A 17897-nucleotide genomic window follows, 5' to 3' on the forward strand; every position below is an offset into this window, starting at 1 on the left:
ACCAAATGAGTTTTCATACAGAACCTCACCTAATGCACTGTTGTCTGTAAAGTTGGAACCTTTGATTTCACCATCAGTACCGAACCAGAATACAGCACCACCAGATCTTCTAGCAGTATTGTTGTTAAAATCGGAATTTAAAATATGACCATTAGTAGCACCTTTGTAGAAATCAACAGCACCACCATTAACACCCGCATAGTTATCATCAAAATCACAAGTGTCAATTGTAATGTCGGAACAGTTACCTTCGGTACTGCCCTGAAGGAATATAGCACCACCATTAACGGATGCATTGTTGTCCCTAAAGACACTGTTGGTAATGTTACCTCTGGCACCGGTCCACATCACAGCACCACCATGACCACCATAAGTCATATTACCAAATGAGTTTTCATACAGAACCTCACCTAATGCACTGTTGTCTGTAAAGTTGGAACCTTTGATTTCACCATCAGTACCGAACCAGAATACAGCACCACCAGATCTTCTAGCAGTATTGTTGGTGAAAGTACCATTAATAATATGACCATTAGTAGCACCTTTATACCAATCTACAGCACCACCATTAACACCAGCAGTATTGTTAGTAAAGTTACAACCTATAAACCAAGTATTGTCACTAGGTACTAAAGTATTCTGATTGCTTCTCAGGAATACTGCACCACCATGAGTGTTAGCATAATTACTTTCAAAAGTGGAATCATATACATAACCATTACTTCCAGTGAATGTGATTGCACCACCATTACCCGGATTTTGAGCACCGAACTCACCAGTAGCATTATTGTATCTGAAGATAGTATTACGTATTGTACCATTATCACTTTGCCATCCTATACCACCAGCAGAACCTCTAGCTATATTATGTTCAATAGTACAATTGATTACAGTACCATTATAACATGCACTATTCCAACAAAGTGCACCACCATTCCTACCAGCAACATTATATGTAAAGGTACTGCCTTGTATAGTTGCATAATCACTATGAATAGCACTATTAGCATTCTTAACTACAACAGCACCACCATTTAAAGTAGCATTATTATTATTGAAAGTAGAATTTTCAATAGTAGCATAAGGACCAGACAATGATATTGCACCACCAAACCCATTAGTAGTACTTGTACTAATTGCATGATTACTATCAAATTGAGAATCTGCTATGGTATCATGTTCACCGTTGATGTATATTGCACCACCATCACCATATGCAACATTATTCCTGAATATGCCATTAGTGATTCTCCAGTTATCACCTTCAATGAATAATGCTCCACCATTACCATTAGCTGTGTTGTTTTCAAAAGTCACATCACTCAAAGTACCGTCATCACCTACAAGGTGTATTGCACCACCGTTACCTGAACCTTTAGCATTCACAAATGTAACATTCAATATAATAACCCTAGAGTTAATGGTAAATATTCTGGCAAGATTTGATCCGTCAATCTTATGTCCATTACCAATTATCACCAGCGCCTTTGATATTGTTATACCGCCAGCAAAATCAGAATCAGTTTCGTTATTAAATTTATAATCCTTAGTAAGCGAGATAGTTGAACTTCCGCCGTTTATAACTTGATTAAGTGAGGTAAATGATTCTTCACCAGCTGTTAAAACCGAATCATTTTCAGAAATAGAATACAATGATTGATTATTAGTATCATTGACAACGCCAACATCCGTTATTGCCAATGAAACATTATTTGTACCATTTACATCAACATCGCTAGCCGTAGCTACCTGAAGTGTGCAAATTACGCACAATAATAAACATATCATTAATATTTCTTTCAACCTCATAATTCACTTCCCATTAAACATCATCGACCGTTGAAAACTGGTCGAAAGTCTATAGTGATAATTAATTCATAAATTTATAATATATATGTTTTACTAAACACAAATATTCAAAAAAATGAACGATTTTAAGATTAAATCTAAAACTCTAAAATATGAAGATATATCAAAATATGATTTAAATAAAATTCAAACAAAACAAGCATTGATAAAAATATGTTGAACATGAAGGATATGTCAAAAAACACCGACAAAAAAAATATGCTGACACATTACTATACTATATAATATATAACATATAGGAAAACAACACCACATCAAAACACTATAATATATAACATATAGGAAAACAACACCACATCAAAACACTATAATATATAACATATAGGAAAACAACACCACATCAAAACACTATAATATATAACATATAGGAAAACAAGAAAATGAAAAAATAAATTTTAAAAAAAAAGAAGTGAAAAGTAATTATTTAATTACTTTACTTTTGATGATTTCAACCCTTTTGAGAGGGTAGATCTTTTTAGCATTGTGGTAAATTTCAGATGCTAACTTACCGTTTACGACGATTTTTACCAATTCGTCGAAAGTTTTTTCAGCTGCAGTTTCTTTGATTAAATCTTCAATGACACTTCTCATGTATCTTTGTTGGGAAGATTTTGCTCTTCTGATGGTTACTGCAAGCACTTGAAGTTTGATTTTGCGGCCATCTTTGGTAGTGACGATAGCTGAAGCATCGATTCTGGAAGTTCCTCTTCTAATCATGCTTCTTACATAATCAGTTGTGGTTTTGTGGCCGGTGAATTTGGTGTTTGCAACATCGCCTGCAACATTATCAATTTCAAATCTGAGTTTGATGTATTGTTTTGAGAAGTCCCCAGTCAATTCTCTCATGGTCACTTCAACGCCTCTTCCGATGAGAAGACTTGCATCTTTTGCTGGAGTTTCTCCGATTTCTTTATCTTCAAAGTTTACTGGTGTTTTAATAGTATACCAGGATTTTTCTTTCCATGTATCACGTACTCTACGTCTTTGTTTTGCCTTTGCCATTATATCAACCGTTTTTTTAATAAATAATAATATATAGTAAATATAGCCTACGCTATTAAAATTTTAAAATATAGTCTGAAAATACAGTATTTCACAAATAAGCCATAAAATAAACTGTAAATAGGATTATAAAAAAGTATTGGTTTATAATCAGTTATTCGACTATCGTGAGTTTTTCTCACGTTATTTAAAGAAAATATCTGTAATTTAAGTTTTAATTAATAAAACCCGCCCATAAAGGTTACATTTAATTATTTTATTCATAGTATATAAAGATTATTAAAAAAATTACTTTTTTTGAAAAAATGAAAAATCAGCAGATCAATATTCCATTTTTTGCAGCCCATGACAATCAGGTAAAAACCTAAAACAACCTGTGAAAAATAAAAATCAGGACTTTTACAAGAATAAAAATTAAAAAAAATAAAATTTTCAGCCGAAAAATTCAATCGGCCAAAATGCTTTAAACTTAAAATGAAATCCAAATCATAAAACCGGCTTTTTCATGAACTCGACATGGTCCATGTATCTTTTCAAAACATCATCAATAGGACCTTCATCCATGACCAGTTTGATACCCTGGTTTTCTGCCTTGATTTTGGATTTGAATCCGTATTGAACTGCGATCAGCACATCACAATCCTCGCATGCCTTAAGGACCTTGCCGCCCTGATGCTTTGAATCTTCGGCTATCTCGACATCCCTTCTTTCAGCAAAACTGATTTCATCCCCACAGTCATATACGTATACTGACTTTCCTCGTCCGAGGTGCAAATCCACATTTTCACCATCGGAAGATACCACTGCAATTCTCAATTTCATCCCCCATAATTATATAGATTAAACTTCAGCACCATCCAATGCATGAAGACACTCGCAATCTGATGATTCATCAACATTTTTTATGAAATTATATATCAGTTCAAGTAGGTCACGTTCCTTTTCTTTGACCATTTCAAAGACTTCATCTATTGTTAGGTTGTTTTCAGAAATTCCTGATGCAAAGTTTGACACGATGCATATTGAATTGTAGCACATCTGCCTTTCGCGGGCAAGTGTGACTTCAGGAAGGCCGGTCATTCCGACCAAATCACCGCCGAGCATCTTGAACATCTTAATTTCAGCAGGTGTTTCGAATCTTGGCCCTTCTGTGCAGACGTATGTGGCTCCGAGAATCACATCCCCGGATGCGTCCAGGACATCCCTCAGCTGACTGCAGTACGGTTCGGTTACATCTATATGAACCACCTTATCCTCAAAGAATGTTTTCTTTCTGTTCTGTGAGAAATCCAGAAAATCATCCGGAATTACAAAAGAGCCAGGAGGCATTTCAAGATTCATGGATCCGACAGAATTTGTGGCTATTATCTTTGTAACGCCGACCTGCTTTAATGCATCGATATTTGCTCTGAAATTAATTTTATGAGGCGGAATGCTGTGTCCTGATGCATGGCGCGGGATAAAAGCAACCTCTTTTCCAAAAATGTCCAGAATGGACACTTCAACATCCCCATACTCAGTTTCAACCAATCTGTTCTCACAATTGTCTGCCTTTTGGGTGATTTCATATACTCCGCTTCCGCCGATAATGCCTATCATTTTAACTACCCTTTGCAAACTGATAACGGTTTTACCTTTGCAACTAACTTGGCAATTCCAGTACTGTCGGATACGCGGACAACACTGTCCACATCCTTATAGGCTCCAGGAGCCTCTTCAGCAATTACATGTTTGCTGGTTGCCTTGATTTTGATTCCTCTCTTTTCCATATCCTCAGTGATTTCATCAGCAGAGAAGTCCTTTTTGGCACGGGATCTTGACAATATCCTTCCTGCACCATGAGCAGTGGATCCGAATGTTTCCTCCATTGCAACGTCTGTTCCGTGCAATACATATGAAGCGGTACCCATTGTACCTGGAATCAGTACAGGCTGTCCGACTTCCCTGTATTTTTCCGGAACTTCCGGCCTTCCGGGACCGAATGCACGGGTTGCTCCTTTTCTGTGAACTAAAAGCTCTTCCTCTCTTTTATAGACTTTATGAGTTTCCATTTTAACGATATTGTGGGCAACATCATAGACAATGTCCATTTCCATGTCCTTTGCGGATTTTCCCAATACTTCCTCAAAGGTTTCACGAACCCAATGAGTCATCATCTGCCTGTTTGCCCATGCGTAATTGGCCGCTGCCGCCATTGCCTGGATATAGTCCTGAGCCTCTTTTGAATCCAACGGTGCGCATGCAAGCTGCCTGTCATCAAGGTTGATTTTGTATTTCTTATAGGCCTTGTCCATTACCCTCAAATAGTCTGAACATACCTGGTGTCCGCAGCCTCTGGAACCTGAATGAATCATGATTACAATCATTCCCTTTTCAAGGCCGTAGACCTTTGCAACTTCTTCGTTATATATTTCATCAACGATTTGAACTTCCAGAAAGTGATTTCCGGAACCCAATGAACCCAATTGCGGGATTCCTCTTTTTTTAGCCTTATCGGAAACTATGCTTGAATCTGCATCCACCATTCTTCCGTTTTCCTCAAGGACTTCGAGATCTTCAGCCCATCCATATCCGTTATTGACAGCCCATTCGGCACCATAGTCAAGCACATCATTGATTTCATCCTTATCAAGCTTGATTCTGCCTTTGCTTCCAACACCGGACGGAATATTCTTAAACAGCTTTTCTGTAAGCTCATCAAGGTGTTCTTCAATATCCTCAAGAGTAAGATTTGATTTAATCAGCCTGACACCACAGTTGATGTCGAATCCTACTCCTCCAGGAGATACTATACCGTTTCTCAGACTGAATGCTGCAACGCCTCCAATAGGAAATCCGTATCCGAAGTGAATATCCGGCAATCCGATGGAATACCTTTGAATGCCCGGGAGGCAAGCCACATTCACTATCTGCTGTACAGCACCTTCCTCCAAATCGTCAAAACTTTCATCAGCAATGTAAAATCTTCCGGAAGCCCTCATCTTTTTGTTGTAGGAACCCGGAATCTCATAAACATTATCCCTAACTTTTTTAATTTCATCTTTAATACTCATAAAAATCACAGAACTATTATGTTTTAATATTTATAGTGATGTTTAAATATAGTTTTGGTAGGATCATTATTGCATCAGACAAATAGTGATTTTTTAAGCATGACCCCCAGGAAAGTATGTTGGAGTTAAAAATCCTGCAGCAATATTGTTAATAAACTGTCTTATAAATTATAAAATCCCGTGTCAAATCTGCATTTTTTATTGTGATGGTCAACTAAAAAAAAATATAATCAAAACATTTAACATCACGGGAAGATTTGTAAACTTTATATGGACAGTATAGATAATTGCTTCTGAAAAATTAACGAAATGTTTATTCCCCGTAGAACATGAAAAATTCTATTGGAATCATATATTGTAAAATCAGTTCACATAAAATAAAACAAATTTTATACCATATATTCAATTTTCATGCTCAAAAATCCTAAAAAAAGCTACAATATAAAATATGAATTCAAACATTGCCATTCCCAAATCAGAATTTAAAGGATATCCTTATGCTGACGGATTGAATGGCTTTGATTAACCAATAAAATAAAAATGGAATGGTGGAAAATCATTTTCTAAACAATGAAGATACACCTGCAATGATCAAAAACAGTGCACTCAATATATTTATGTAGTCTGCACCCAGAATTACAAACATGGTTGCAACAATAAAACCGAAACCCGCAACCTCATGATTTTTTCTGACATAATATGAGGATATGAATCCCAAAATGGATGCTAGGAAAGCTATAGCTCCGAATAATGGCGGATGAGAATGACCGAAGCTTTCAAGAAAAATCAGAAAAGATCCTGAAAACATGCCTATGACTGAACCCATTATGCCCATTATCATCTCAAAATTTCTTGAAACAGATCTAGTTCTTTTCATGTTCTAATGTATGTTGGTCATATTATAAATAAATTATAAATCTACAATTGCCTGAAGTTCAACCCTGCTTGTCTTTTTGACATCCATCATGTGGAATGTTATCGCCTTGATTTCCGCCTTTCTCTCATGTTTCGACCAGTCGATTGCTTCTCCTTTGATAGTTGCTTCAAGATGATAGTGTTCATCGGCCCTTTCGATGTCCACATCAAACTCGCTGAAAAGCATGAAGTCGATTTCATGGTAAAATAGAAGCTCTTCAAGGTAATCGTATAAGAGAGATACTTCGTCTTCAGAGTCTATTTCAAATGATTCTGCAACATCAGGACTTATGTTTGATGTATCGGATATTATATTGAAAATGGCCAAGCCTGCATTTTCAAAGGCTTCGTTAAGGTTTTCACCAAAAGCCTTAAAGCCAATGTCGGCAGTCACATCAAAATACTCGAATTTTTTCATGGTTTTACCTCAAGAATATTACTTCTCAGATGCTCTCTTTCTCTTTCTTTATATTAATATTTTAATAATAATAAGTATAGTGATTAAAATGTTAAGGAATACAGATACCCACATACAAGCAGATTTAAGAAAAAAAAGTTCAATAAAAGATGAAATTGTTTTCAGCGACTATGACCTTCAATCTTGCATGGTAATGCTTCTTGTAATAACTGCATTACTTTTATCAGTTGTTTCTGTTGTAGCAGCGCAGACTCCGAGCATCATCTAAGCTTGGATTCCATTATTTTTAAAAGAATACCAAACCCTTAATGCTGCACATTAGACCTGCAAGCTTACCATGCAATAATCTAATGATACAGAAACTGATTTCCCAGGAAATTTAGATGCTATGATCATCGGGGTTAAAACGCAATATAATTTCACGAGAATTCCCCTTAACCCCTTTTCCTGTAAATTTAGTGTCAATCAACCTCACGAATTCCAGTTTGTTTAAAGTCCTGTCGAATGATGCGTAGCTGGAACCTGTTTTTTCTTTGAATATCTTTGACAGTTCACCTGCAGTATAAACACCGTCGTAGTCTGCAATCATTCTCAATAACTCTTTTTCGGAATCATTTAGGGATTTGATGGTCTCATCAATATTGACTGAAACTAATGAATCGACAGCCTTGTCGTAGTGTTCCTGAGTGATTTTGCGGCTTGCATCGGCTTCCGCAATGTTGCCGCAGGAATTAAGAAGCTTGATTCCGATTCTCAAATCGCCGTTTTCAAAGGCATACATTGCAATCTGCTCCAATATCTCATCACTTAAAACGCCTGGGAAAAATCCTGCCTTTGCCCTGTCGTTTAGGATATCTTCAGTTTCTGAATATGTATAAAGCGGGAAAGTTATCTCCTGCGGAATGAAAACGGTATTCACATTCTTATCGAATGCATATTTGAATTCCAAATCGGACAGGATTGCAAAAATGGATGTCTTGACACCAGGATATTCCTCATATGCCCTCAACATGTCATAAAATATTTTATTGGCATTCTTGCTTTGGAACAGATAATTGACATCGTCAAGCGCAATCACCAATGCCTTTTCGTTTCTTTGAAGATCCTTCATGATTTTGTCATAGATTCTGGAAAACGGAACGCCTGTTTCCGGAGGAAGATGCCCGAATATCTTTTTGTGAATTTGGGAAAATATTCCGAAACGGGTTGTGTGAAGCTGGCAGTTGATATAGACACATACAACCTTTTCTGTGTTTTTTTCGACAAGCTCGAATACCTTTCTGATTGCTGTTGTCTTACCTGTTGCCGGTGAGCCCAGAACAATTGCGTTTGATGGCTGGCCACCCCTCATGGCAGGCCTTATCGCCATTGCCATTGCTTCCATTTGAGTATCCCTGAAATTATAATTCGGAGGCACATAATCCGGGTCAAAAGCGTTTATATTTTGAAAAAGACTTTCATCATGCATTAAAATATCTTCAATTCCCATAGTATCTAGTTTGTTTTAACTATTATAAATCAATTATTATTTACACAAATTGATAATATTGACATCCTCATTGTCGATTACCCATTGGGTCAGTCTCTCTGCATACTCCAGTTTTTTCTTTTTGAATTCATCTGCTTCGGCCAGGTCGCTTTCAAGATTTGGTCTTGAATATTTTGTCACCACATCGCCGAAATCCATTCCCGCAAGGGTGATTTCGCTTGCACCCAATGCCACAGCCAAAAAGATCGCCCTGTCGCCGTCGGTGAATCCTCCGAAATTGTAGATGTTTCCGACAGGCTGGGCCTGTGTGGTGCCTATCACGTTTGTGAAAAATGATGTGTATTTGACAACCTGCTCGAGATTGTCTCCGTGAGCGTGAACCGCAATGTTTGCCCCCTTCAAGTTGGCCAAAAGAATGTCATCCATATTTCCGTCCAAATCTGTGGCAACTATATCCGGGGCGATTTTCTCTTCTATCAAAGCAGTTGTTGCGCCGTCTGCTGAAACCAAAACGTAATCCTTTAAATCATAATTTTCCTTTAATTGAATAATGTGTTCTTTTAGGGAAGGTCCTGCCCCAAACACTATAAATTTGTCTGAAAAGCCGACAATCTGGCTTAAGTCGTCCAGTGTAAGGCATCCTTCTTCGGATAAAATTTCATCCAAAACTTTTGCTGAGTTTTCGTCACCCTCTCTTGAAAAACCGAAATCATCAAGAATTTCCTTATAATATCTTTCCCAAAGTCCAAATTCCATATTTAAACCTCACTATATTAATTTAAGCCAGTGGTTAATTAAATAATTTATTATTTTATGGAAATTGTTTTAGATTGTTAAATTAGTTTAAACCTATTAAATTTACTCTATTTTAAAGTAAAACTTTTTATATTGCTTAAAATAAATTAAAAAATACATTAATGTAGTTTATTATGGTTTCTGGAAATCTCCAAAATTAATAGGTTGAAAACATGGATTTGACCAAAAAGATAATCCAAAAAAAAACTCGTTGAAAGAAAAGAAAAAAACAATCTGAATAAAGAAACATCAACCAAAATCAATGAAATTCTCTCTAATGATTGACAACATTGATACGATTGCCTGTCAGTTTAAAATACCAATCAGAAATTTGTCTAAGAGTAAAACCTACCATGAACGCTGATATTACCGTTCCAATTCCAACCGCACCAAACATGTTTGAATACCACAAAGCACACATTGCAAAAGCTATAGCGACAATTGAAGCATCGAATCCTATCTTGATTGTTGAAAACCTCCATCCGGTCACAATGGATATGGCTTCAACACATCCCTCTCCGGGAAGGGGTGCGATATTTGCAGGCATATATATGAAGATTCCAAAAGCTATTAAAAAAATGCTTATTATCAGATAAATCAGATAAAATGGAATAGTATTGTCAAATGGAATAAATGAAACCAGATACAATGACAAATCAGTGAAATATCCAAAGAGCACACAGTTGATGAACTGAAGCAACCTTTTTTTCCGGAATTTTGATCTCAATATCAAAAGCTGAATGAAAATCAGTGCCGCATTGAATATGAATGTGGTTATTCCAATGTTTATGCCTGTTATCAAATTCAATGCATAGGAAATGGAGCTTATCGGAGTTGTTCCAAGCGTTGATATGATTGAAAAGGCCACACCAATCGACATTATAAACAATCCAACAGTAAATGAACAAATCCTTTTAAGCATATTATTAATGTATATATTCCAACAATTATATCCTTTTGGTAAAATTGCATATAAAAATGATATGGCAAAACATAATTAAACAATTCATTATAAAAATAAATTTTATTGAATGAAATGATAAATAATATCTGCAAATCATCGGATAACTGAATAAAATAATAGATTAAAAATATTTAATAAGTATGAAAATAAAAGATATATATAGCTTGAAACTAAGCTAATTTTCTAGAAAATTGGAGGAATTTAATGAATGATATTTTATTAATGCTTCCTGGACCTACAACAGTGGACCCAAGAGTACTCAATGCAATGTCAAAAGCTGTTGTTAACCACAGAAGCGCTAAATATGGTGAAATCTTAACTGAAACTACTGAATTAATGAGTAAAGTTTTCCAAACCCCAAATAATTCTTATTTATTAACCGGATCCGGAACTGCAGCTATGGAAGCAGGTATTGCAAATACAGTTGCGCCTGGAGAAAAAATGTTGAATGTCGTAGGTGGAAAATTCGGAGAACGTTTCATGAAAATAGCTCAGACTCATGGAATCGATGCCAAAGAATTGGCAGTTGAATGGGGAACTGCAGTAACCCCTGAAGCCATCGCTGAAGCATTGGACGAAGATGAAGACATCAAGGCTGTAAGCGTAATCCACAATGAAACATCCACCGGTGTGGCTGCACCTATTGAAGAAATCGGTAAAGTAATGAAAAACTACGATGCGCTATACATCGTAGACACTGTATCTTCCCTTGGAGGAGACTATGTGGATGTCGAAAAGTTCGGAATTGACGTCTGTCTTACCGGATCACAAAAATGTTTGGCTGCACCTCCTGGAATGGCAGCAATCACCTTAAGTGACGACGCATGGGCCGCTGTTGACAAAGTGGAAACAAATACCTACTACTTGGACATGAAAGCAGTAAGGAAAAGCGGAGACAAAGTACCTCCTGAAACCCCATACACCCCATCAGTTTCACTTACCTATGCAATGAATGAAGCATTGAAAATTGTTATGGAAGAAGGTCTTGAAGCAAGAGTTGCACGCCACCACAAAGCTGCTAAAGCTAGTGTTGATGCGGTTAAAGCATTAGGCCTGGAATTGTTTGCTGATGAAACTGTTTCATCCGCTACCGTTACAGCAGTAAAAATGCCTGAAGGAATCACAGATGCTGAGTTCAGAGGCACTACCCGTGACAAATACGGCGTCGAATTGGCTGGCGGACAAGACCACTTGAAAGGAAACATTTTCAGAATAGGACACATGGGAAACATTTCCTACAAAGAATTGACCCAAACCTTTGCTGCAATCGGAATGACCCTAAAAGGTTTAGGTGTAATTGACGATGCCGGCGCTGGTGTGGCATCAATTGCAGAATCATACTTATGATTCTGTCACTCTCTTTTTTTTGATTTTTTATTTGGTTATAAGTTATAAGTTTAGGTTTTTGTAAAAAATATATTACTTAGAACAGATAAGTTACACTTGAAATGCACCTCTTAGGTATAACTTATAAATTATATGTGAAAAGTTACACTTGAAATGCATGTCTAAAATATGTTCCTTATAAGTGATAAGTGAAAAGTTACACTTGAAACGCACCTCTCGAATTTTGTGAAAAAAAATTATAACTGAAAAGTTACACTTGAAATGTATGACTTATAAGTGAAAAAAGTATTACTGATGAAGGCTTTCAATGCACATAATTCTCTCAAAACATGACCTTGAAATGTTAGAAAAAAATCCCTCATCCAAAAAAAATTTGAAATAAAAGCAAAATTCAAAGTCAAAACAATGCATTTTATCAGAATATAAAAATATTTTAAACATTAAAGACAAATATTAAATCAGTATTAATAGGATGTGAAACTATGAGCAATAACATAAAAACAACTGTTGAAGAATTACGAAACATCATTAACGTGGACAATGTTATCGGCACCCCGATTGAAACCGAAGACAAAATCTTAATCCCAGTCATAAAGATGGGATTCGGATTCGGAGCAGGCGAAGGCCTATTCGGAAAGGAAGGCAGCGATGCTGCAGGGGCAGGTGCCGGAGTGGAACCTATATCCATGGTGATGATTCCTAAAAAAGGCAATACCGCCGAAGGAGTTCGTGTGCTTGACTTAAGTAAAGGAAGCGATGCAAACAAGGCATTATCCGATTTGGGATTAATCGTTTCAGATTTGGTGAAAAACTATTTGGGATCAAGAAATGATGACGAATACGATGAAGGCGAATTCATCGAACCTGAATTTACTACATCTGAAGACGAAGAATAGGAATCATATATGTTAAACATCCTAGGGATGATTATACTAATAATCATCTTATTCATTATTATTTTGCTGCTTGTCGGGATTAGAATCTCACTGGTCTATGACAAAAAGGGCAGCGAACTGAAAGGATGTTTGAAAATACTCATTTTTAAAAAGATAAAGGTTTATTCCCGCAAATTCCCTTCCAAAGACGGCGATGATGAAGAAGAAGAGGATGAAGAAGAGGAAGAAGACCATGAAAAAAGAGATATCAAAAAGCTACTTAAGTTAGCCAAACCTTGTTTTGAAGACTTTAAGATATATTTGAAATCTGCATTGAATGTGATAAGCATTAAAAAACTTGAAAACCATCTTATTTTTGGAATGACCAGCTATGCAGATACCGGAAAATATATAGGCATTATCTGGGGCGTTTTATCCGTCATAAACCCCATGCATGAAAAACTGCGCCTGAGTGCCGAACCGTCATTTACAGGAAGCGTGCTTGACGGCGAAGGTGTCAACGACATCGAGATTTATCCGCTGAAACTTATTGTTCCAACCATCAGACTTCTTTTGAAAAAGAATGTAAGATTATTTATACGGGGTGTTCTTGATGAAAGATGATATTGAAGAGTTCATCGAAGACATGTTCAAAATCAAACATCACGACAGGTATGAGTTCAAGACACTTTGCGGATTTACGTTCGTATTTAAACGAACAACATTTGAAGTCAATGAGAAAGTGGCCAGCGAAGAAATTTCACCTGCCGGAATAATTTATGAAGAAAATGATGAAATTTACCTTGCACCCCTAGATGAAACAATCAAAATAGAAGCAATTGTTAAAGAATTTGTCGACAAATGTCTTGAATAGAAAAATTGTTCTAATAGCGTAAAATTGCTTTTAAAAACTACTTACTAATTTATATAGGCCAAACGCCAACATTAACCATAACCAATAAGATAAGCTAGCTTGAAATTGGTCAACGTCAAAAAAAAGGTGAAAACATTATCTTTAAAAAATATGACAAACTTTCAAAACTAGCGTGCAGAATCTTTGCGAATTCACTATTGAGGTTCATTGGTGAAAAGGAGGGAATTGAAAACATTTATGGGTATGAAATCTACACACCACAAAATAAATTGAAAATTTTGGATATGGTTGTCGAAACGGCAAACGGATACTGTATCGATTTTGAGTTTCACAAATCCCGAACGACTGAAGACATCATACTAAGAAACATACAATATGTTGTCGGCTTCAGGATGGATTCAAAAAAGTTAATCAAACCATATGTCATATCGATGGCCGAAGCAGAAAAATCTGTAAAGAAGGCAAAAATTTGGCCTGAAATGGAAATAGAAATTCCATTCATATTTTTCAAAAACTATGATGGGGATGAAATATTGCAGCAGATAAAAGAAAAAATTGAAAACAACACTATCATTGATGATTTTGACCTATTCAATTTGATATTCCTTCCATTCATGAAGCATGAAAAAAGCGATTATGAAATTACCAAAGAGATAATTCGCCTTGTAAATGAAATCGAACTTACAGAAGAGCAACAATACCAAATTAAAGCATGCCAGATAATCCTTACAGACATATTCATACCCGAAGACGAAAAAGAAGAAATGTTAAAGGTGGTAAATATGGGAAGCCAATTTTTAGAAGAATACGAACGAAAATTAGTCGAAGATGCAGAAAAAAATGGAAAAAAAGAAGGAATAAAAGAAGGAATAAAAGAAGGATTCAAAAAAGGAGAAATTGAAGGAAAAGAAAAGGAAAGAATAAAATTAGCTAAAAAACTAAAAAAAGACAATGTGCCTATGCAAAAAATAATAAAATACACAGGACTTAGCTTGAGCGTTTTACAAAGATTATAGATTATTTGGGAAGTGGAATATTTTCACTCTCAACAATGACCTCAACAATGAACGGTCCTGACAGATTTTTGCCAAGCACCCAATCCAAATCATCCAGATTATCCACACGAACCGCATCAATGCCATATGATGATGCCAGCTTTACGAAGTCAGGATTTTTCAAGTTGACCTGATATGGATCCATATCATAAAACATTTCTTCCCATTGGCGGATGATGCCAAATTGCGAATTGTTTAAAATGAAAACGATTACATCCAAGCCATTTTCCTTCAGGGTTGCAAGTTCCTGAAGATTCATCTGAAAATCGCCGTCGCCATTGATGACAATGACCTTTTGTGAAGTTGCAACACATGCTCCTATTGCAGCCGGCAGGCCATACCCCATCGGGGCAAGACCTCCTGAAAAGAGAAGTTGCCTTGGGGCTGTTGATTTTTTGAGAAGCGTTGTCCATGTGGTGTGTGAGCCCGCATCCGAAACTATGATGTCTTCCGGAAATCTATCAAGGATTCTGTTGATAGCCGCTTGGGGCTTCAAGTCATAATCAATGCCTTCAATTTCAAGATTGTTGTCAATTTCAAGAATCTCGCTCAGCCAGCAGGTTTGCCTGAATTCAATGTTTGCCAAAAAGTCCTCAACCTTTCCATGAATAGGATAGTCACCTACCAGAACATCCCTGTTGATGTTAACATGAATCAGGTTTTTTGGAATTTCCGGCAATGTTCTCTCACTGGCTTTGATTCCCAAAGCAATAATGCAATCTGTATTTTCAAAGGCGTATTTTGCCCTTGAAGTGGACCTGATTCCGACCATGCCCAAGTTCAAGTCATCCAATTCAGAAATTATGCCCTTTGCATGGAATGTTGTGGTTACTGGTATTTTGTATTTGTTTACTATCTCTTCAATATTGTCTTTTTGTGTGATTGCTCCTGCACCCAAAATGAACAGCGGCCTTTTGGCGTTGCTGATTAACTCCTGTGCCTTTGAGATGTTTGACAGGTCATCTTCACACAGATAGCACAAATCGAAGTCCTGAAAATCCTCGCTTAAAAGAACGTCCTTTGCCAGATTAATATGGATTGGTCCTTTAGGATTGTTTTTGAGTGCAAATATTGCTGCCCTCAGACAATACAGGGCTTCGGTTCCGTTCAATGGATTGTATGAATCCTGAACTATGTGTGATAGAATTTCCCTTTGGGGAAGGGTCTGGAAAAAGTCAGAGCCCCTGTGCTTCAGTTCATTGTCTCCTGTAATGACCAAAATCGGAACGTTGTCCTTATATGCTGTTGCAAGGGCCATGGTAAAGTTCAATGCCCCCGGTGAAGCTGTTGCGATGCATACCCCCATCCTGCCGCTTGAGCGGAAATATCCGTCGGCCGCATGGGCTGCCGCCTGCTCGTGTCTTGTTAGTATATGGTTGATGCTTGAAGCTGAAAGCGCCTTGTAAAGCGGCATTATCTGCTCGCCGGGAATTCCGAAAACGTCCTCCACATCTTCGCTTTCAAGAATTTCAACAATTTTGTCTGAAACGTTCATTTTTCTTTCTCCTGATAAGATCCGTCATACTCGCCTGAACCCTCAACCGGGAAAACCACCGCCTGGGCAATTCTGTCTCCTGACTTGATTCTGTATTCAAACTCGCCGTGATTGTATACCATAAACATCAGTGTTCCGTAAAATCCCGGATCTCCGACGGCAGTCTGAACGGAAATGAATGACCTTAGAAGCGTTGACCTTGGAAGGTAGAGCATAGTATATCCTTTTGGAATTTTGATTTTCCTTTTGATGCTTGCCAGATAGGCAGTGTGCGGTTTCAATGTGTAAATGTCGCCTTCCATCTCTTCAAGCTCCGGCAAGTTCTTTTCGTTGTCGATTAGTGACCCTTCACTTTTCTGGATGTAAATCTTATCCAGCTCCAAATCGATTCCTGAAGGCTGAACCAAATCAGCGAAATCCGGAAACAGTTTAACAAGTTCTTCTTCACCAAGCATAATATCAAGCCCTTTAGTTAATTATGTGTGATTTAATCTATATTATCTTTTTGAGATTTGGAGAGAATTTGGGAAAAAATATTTATATTATCATAATGATATATTTAAATGGTGAATATAATGCCTGTAATTACTATAGCCGGAAATGATGGAATCAGTGTTGAGAAAAAAAGAGAAATGGTTAAGAAAGTTTCTGAAGTTGTTGCTGAATCATATGATTTGCCGATTGACGCCATTACTGTTTTAGTCCAGGCTTATCCGAAGGAAAGTATTGGAGTGGCCGGAGAATTATTATCAGATAGAAAATAATGTTCATTTATCACGGGATTACATACTGTAGTCCCACTCTCATAATAGTGGGCCATGGCGAGAGCCGTGGCTCCTATAAAAAAAATTTTAAAAAAAAGAGAGACTCATTCTTCATTTATCATTCAGGGAGTCATGATTTTCATCATGACTCCCTTTTTTTATAAACACAGACTAAAGGTGTTAAACATATATTAACACCAATAATATATTTTCTGTGTAAAATATTTATACTTTTTTGAATTTTTCACCGTCGACTTTTTCTATCAAGTTCAGGTCAATCAGCTCATCAAGATGCTTTTCGATTTTTTGTGTGAAGTTTTTTGACCTGTATCTTTCAAGTGATGTTTCCAGATCATCGACCGTGAACGTTTCCGGGGATGCATCATAGATGATTTTCTGCCAGGGTGTCAGGGTGAAGATGATGTCATTTAGGGGGTCTTCGACCTCCCGGGTGAAATCCCATGTCCCATCCTCTGCCTTCAGCTGAAATGCGTCTTCGAGATATTCCAGCTTATCGGTCAACTCATCGAGATGAGGGTAGTTTGCAAGGCCCGTTTTGTGCTTATATATCCTGTTTAGAAATTCCTTTCGGGAGTTTTCAATATTTCTTTCGGCTTCATCGAAGCTTTCAAAGCTTTCAAGAACATAGACCCTATCGTCGATGACTTCAACTGTCTTGAATGTCTCGGTTTCATCGCAGAATTCCACATTTTTGAATGCATTTACGTTCCAGTTATTGTCAAGAAGAAAATTTCTTGTGAATTTGGCGTCATCCAGATTGTCATAGAGCCCGAAGACATACTCGTCACCTGCAATCTGCTTTTTGACCATGAAGATTTCATAAACCCTTGAAATGTTGAGGCCATACTTTGAGTTATTTGGATTTCTCCTTATTTTTTTGATGAGTTTTTCGACCAACTTATCGTTTGGTTTGGTGTCGAATTTACCTAACAAGTGCAGTTTTTCATCAATTTTAGCTACA

20 protein-coding genes are annotated in these 17897 nt (G+C 36.9%); 7 read left to right on the plus strand and 13 right to left on the minus strand.

Annotated features, from left to right (window positions below; translation table 11 throughout):
- From IJI93_RS03325 to IJI93_RS03355, 7 genes are all read right to left on the minus strand, one after another.
- On the minus strand, positions 1-1809 hold a 1809-nt coding region (locus IJI93_RS03325; RefSeq protein WP_292819926.1), incomplete at its 3' end, for a hypothetical protein.
- A gap of 480 nt (positions 1810-2289) precedes the next feature.
- Positions 2290-2871 (minus strand): 30S ribosomal protein S3ae, encoded by a 582-nt coding sequence (locus IJI93_RS03330; RefSeq protein WP_292819929.1) that lies wholly within the window; start codon positions 2869-2871, stop codon positions 2290-2292.
- Positions 2872-3357: 486 nt separating this feature from the next.
- The gene (locus tag IJI93_RS03335) at positions 3358-3693 is read right to left on the minus strand and encodes a NifB/NifX family molybdenum-iron cluster-binding protein (RefSeq protein ID WP_292819932.1); all 336 of its coding nucleotides are present in this window, start codon (positions 3691-3693) and stop codon (positions 3358-3360) included.
- Positions 3694-3711: 18 nt separating this feature from the next.
- Positions 3712-4470 (minus strand): S-methyl-5'-thioadenosine phosphorylase, encoded by a 759-nt coding sequence (gene mtnP, locus IJI93_RS03340; protein WP_292819935.1) that lies wholly within the window; start codon positions 4468-4470, stop codon positions 3712-3714.
- Between the two features lie 5 nt (positions 4471-4475).
- The gene (locus tag IJI93_RS03345; protein ID WP_292819939.1) at positions 4476-5924 is read right to left on the minus strand and encodes an RtcB family protein; all 1449 of its coding nucleotides are present in this window, start codon (positions 5922-5924) and stop codon (positions 4476-4478) included.
- A 556-nt stretch (positions 5925-6480) separates the two neighbouring features.
- On the minus strand, positions 6481-6801 hold the full coding sequence (locus IJI93_RS03350; protein WP_292819942.1) for a hypothetical protein: 321 nt from the start codon (positions 6799-6801) through the stop codon (positions 6481-6483).
- A gap of 33 nt (positions 6802-6834) precedes the next feature.
- The gene (locus IJI93_RS03355) at positions 6835-7257 is read right to left on the minus strand and encodes an archease (protein ID WP_292819945.1); all 423 of its coding nucleotides are present in this window, start codon (positions 7255-7257) and stop codon (positions 6835-6837) included.
- 88 nt (positions 7258-7345) lie between these two features.
- Between IJI93_RS03355 and IJI93_RS03360 the strand changes: the two genes are divergently transcribed.
- Complete coding sequence (locus IJI93_RS03360) at positions 7346-7525, plus strand: hypothetical protein (RefSeq protein WP_292819948.1); 180 nt, start codon at positions 7346-7348, stop codon at positions 7523-7525.
- A 111-nt stretch (positions 7526-7636) separates the two neighbouring features.
- Here IJI93_RS03360 and IJI93_RS03365 read toward each other — a convergent pair whose 3' ends face one another.
- The 3 genes from IJI93_RS03365 to IJI93_RS03375 form a co-directional block, all read right to left on the minus strand.
- Complete coding sequence (locus IJI93_RS03365; RefSeq protein WP_292819952.1) at positions 7637-8746, minus strand: ORC1-type DNA replication protein; 1110 nt, start codon at positions 8744-8746, stop codon at positions 7637-7639.
- Between the two features lie 36 nt (positions 8747-8782).
- The gene (locus tag IJI93_RS03370) at positions 8783-9502 is read right to left on the minus strand and encodes a 6-hydroxymethylpterin diphosphokinase MptE-like protein (RefSeq protein WP_292819955.1); all 720 of its coding nucleotides are present in this window, start codon (positions 9500-9502) and stop codon (positions 8783-8785) included.
- Between the two features lie 313 nt (positions 9503-9815).
- Positions 9816-10463: a YitT family protein gene (locus IJI93_RS03375; protein WP_292819958.1), complete on the minus strand. Its 648-nt coding sequence runs from the start codon at positions 10461-10463 to the stop codon at positions 9816-9818.
- 246 nt (positions 10464-10709) lie between these two features.
- Here IJI93_RS03375 and IJI93_RS03380 point away from each other — a divergent pair, with 246 nt between their 5' ends.
- From IJI93_RS03380 to IJI93_RS03400, 5 genes are all read left to right on the plus strand, one after another.
- A complete protein-coding gene (locus tag IJI93_RS03380) occupies positions 10710-11852 on the plus strand; it encodes an alanine--glyoxylate aminotransferase family protein (protein ID WP_292819961.1) in 1143 nt (380 codons plus the stop codon).
- A gap of 482 nt (positions 11853-12334) precedes the next feature.
- On the plus strand, positions 12335-12748 hold the full coding sequence (locus IJI93_RS03385) for a GerW family sporulation protein (protein ID WP_292819964.1): 414 nt from the start codon (positions 12335-12337) through the stop codon (positions 12746-12748).
- Positions 12749-12775: 27 nt separating this feature from the next.
- A complete protein-coding gene (locus tag IJI93_RS03390; RefSeq protein ID WP_292819967.1) occupies positions 12776-13351 on the plus strand; it encodes a DUF2953 domain-containing protein in 576 nt (191 codons plus the stop codon).
- Positions 13341-13601: a hypothetical protein gene (locus tag IJI93_RS03395; protein WP_292819970.1), complete on the plus strand. Its 261-nt coding sequence runs from the start codon at positions 13341-13343 to the stop codon at positions 13599-13601. The genes IJI93_RS03390 and IJI93_RS03395 overlap by 11 nt, the downstream gene beginning before the upstream one ends.
- A gap of 197 nt (positions 13602-13798) precedes the next feature.
- Positions 13799-14617, plus strand: a complete 819-nt coding sequence (locus tag IJI93_RS03400; protein WP_292819973.1) for a hypothetical protein — start codon at positions 13799-13801, stop codon at positions 14615-14617.
- A 1-nt stretch (position 14618) separates the two neighbouring features.
- On the opposite strand, the gene IJI93_RS03405 is transcribed toward IJI93_RS03400, so the two are convergent.
- Together IJI93_RS03405 and IJI93_RS03410 are read right to left on the minus strand one after the other, a co-directional pair.
- Positions 14619-16151: a thiamine pyrophosphate-binding protein gene (locus tag IJI93_RS03405; RefSeq protein WP_292819976.1), complete on the minus strand. Its 1533-nt coding sequence runs from the start codon at positions 16149-16151 to the stop codon at positions 14619-14621.
- A complete protein-coding gene (locus IJI93_RS03410) occupies positions 16148-16606 on the minus strand; it encodes a deoxyuridine 5'-triphosphate nucleotidohydrolase (RefSeq protein WP_292819979.1) in 459 nt (152 codons plus the stop codon). The genes IJI93_RS03405 and IJI93_RS03410 overlap by 4 nt, the downstream gene beginning before the upstream one ends.
- Positions 16607-16726: 120 nt before the next feature.
- Between IJI93_RS03410 and dmpI the strand changes: the two genes are divergently transcribed.
- On the plus strand, positions 16727-16915 hold the full coding sequence (dmpI, locus tag IJI93_RS03415; RefSeq protein ID WP_292819982.1) for a 4-oxalocrotonate tautomerase DmpI: 189 nt from the start codon (positions 16727-16729) through the stop codon (positions 16913-16915).
- Between the two features lie 225 nt (positions 16916-17140).
- On the opposite strand, the gene IJI93_RS03420 is transcribed toward dmpI, so the two are convergent.
- On the minus strand, positions 17141-17897 hold a 757-nt coding region (locus IJI93_RS03420; RefSeq protein WP_292819985.1), incomplete at its 5' end, for a hypothetical protein.

The sequence above is a fragment of the Methanobrevibacter sp. genome, assembly GCF_017431965.1.
In the GTDB taxonomy this organism is placed as follows: domain Archaea; phylum Methanobacteriota; class Methanobacteria; order Methanobacteriales; family Methanobacteriaceae; genus Methanocatella.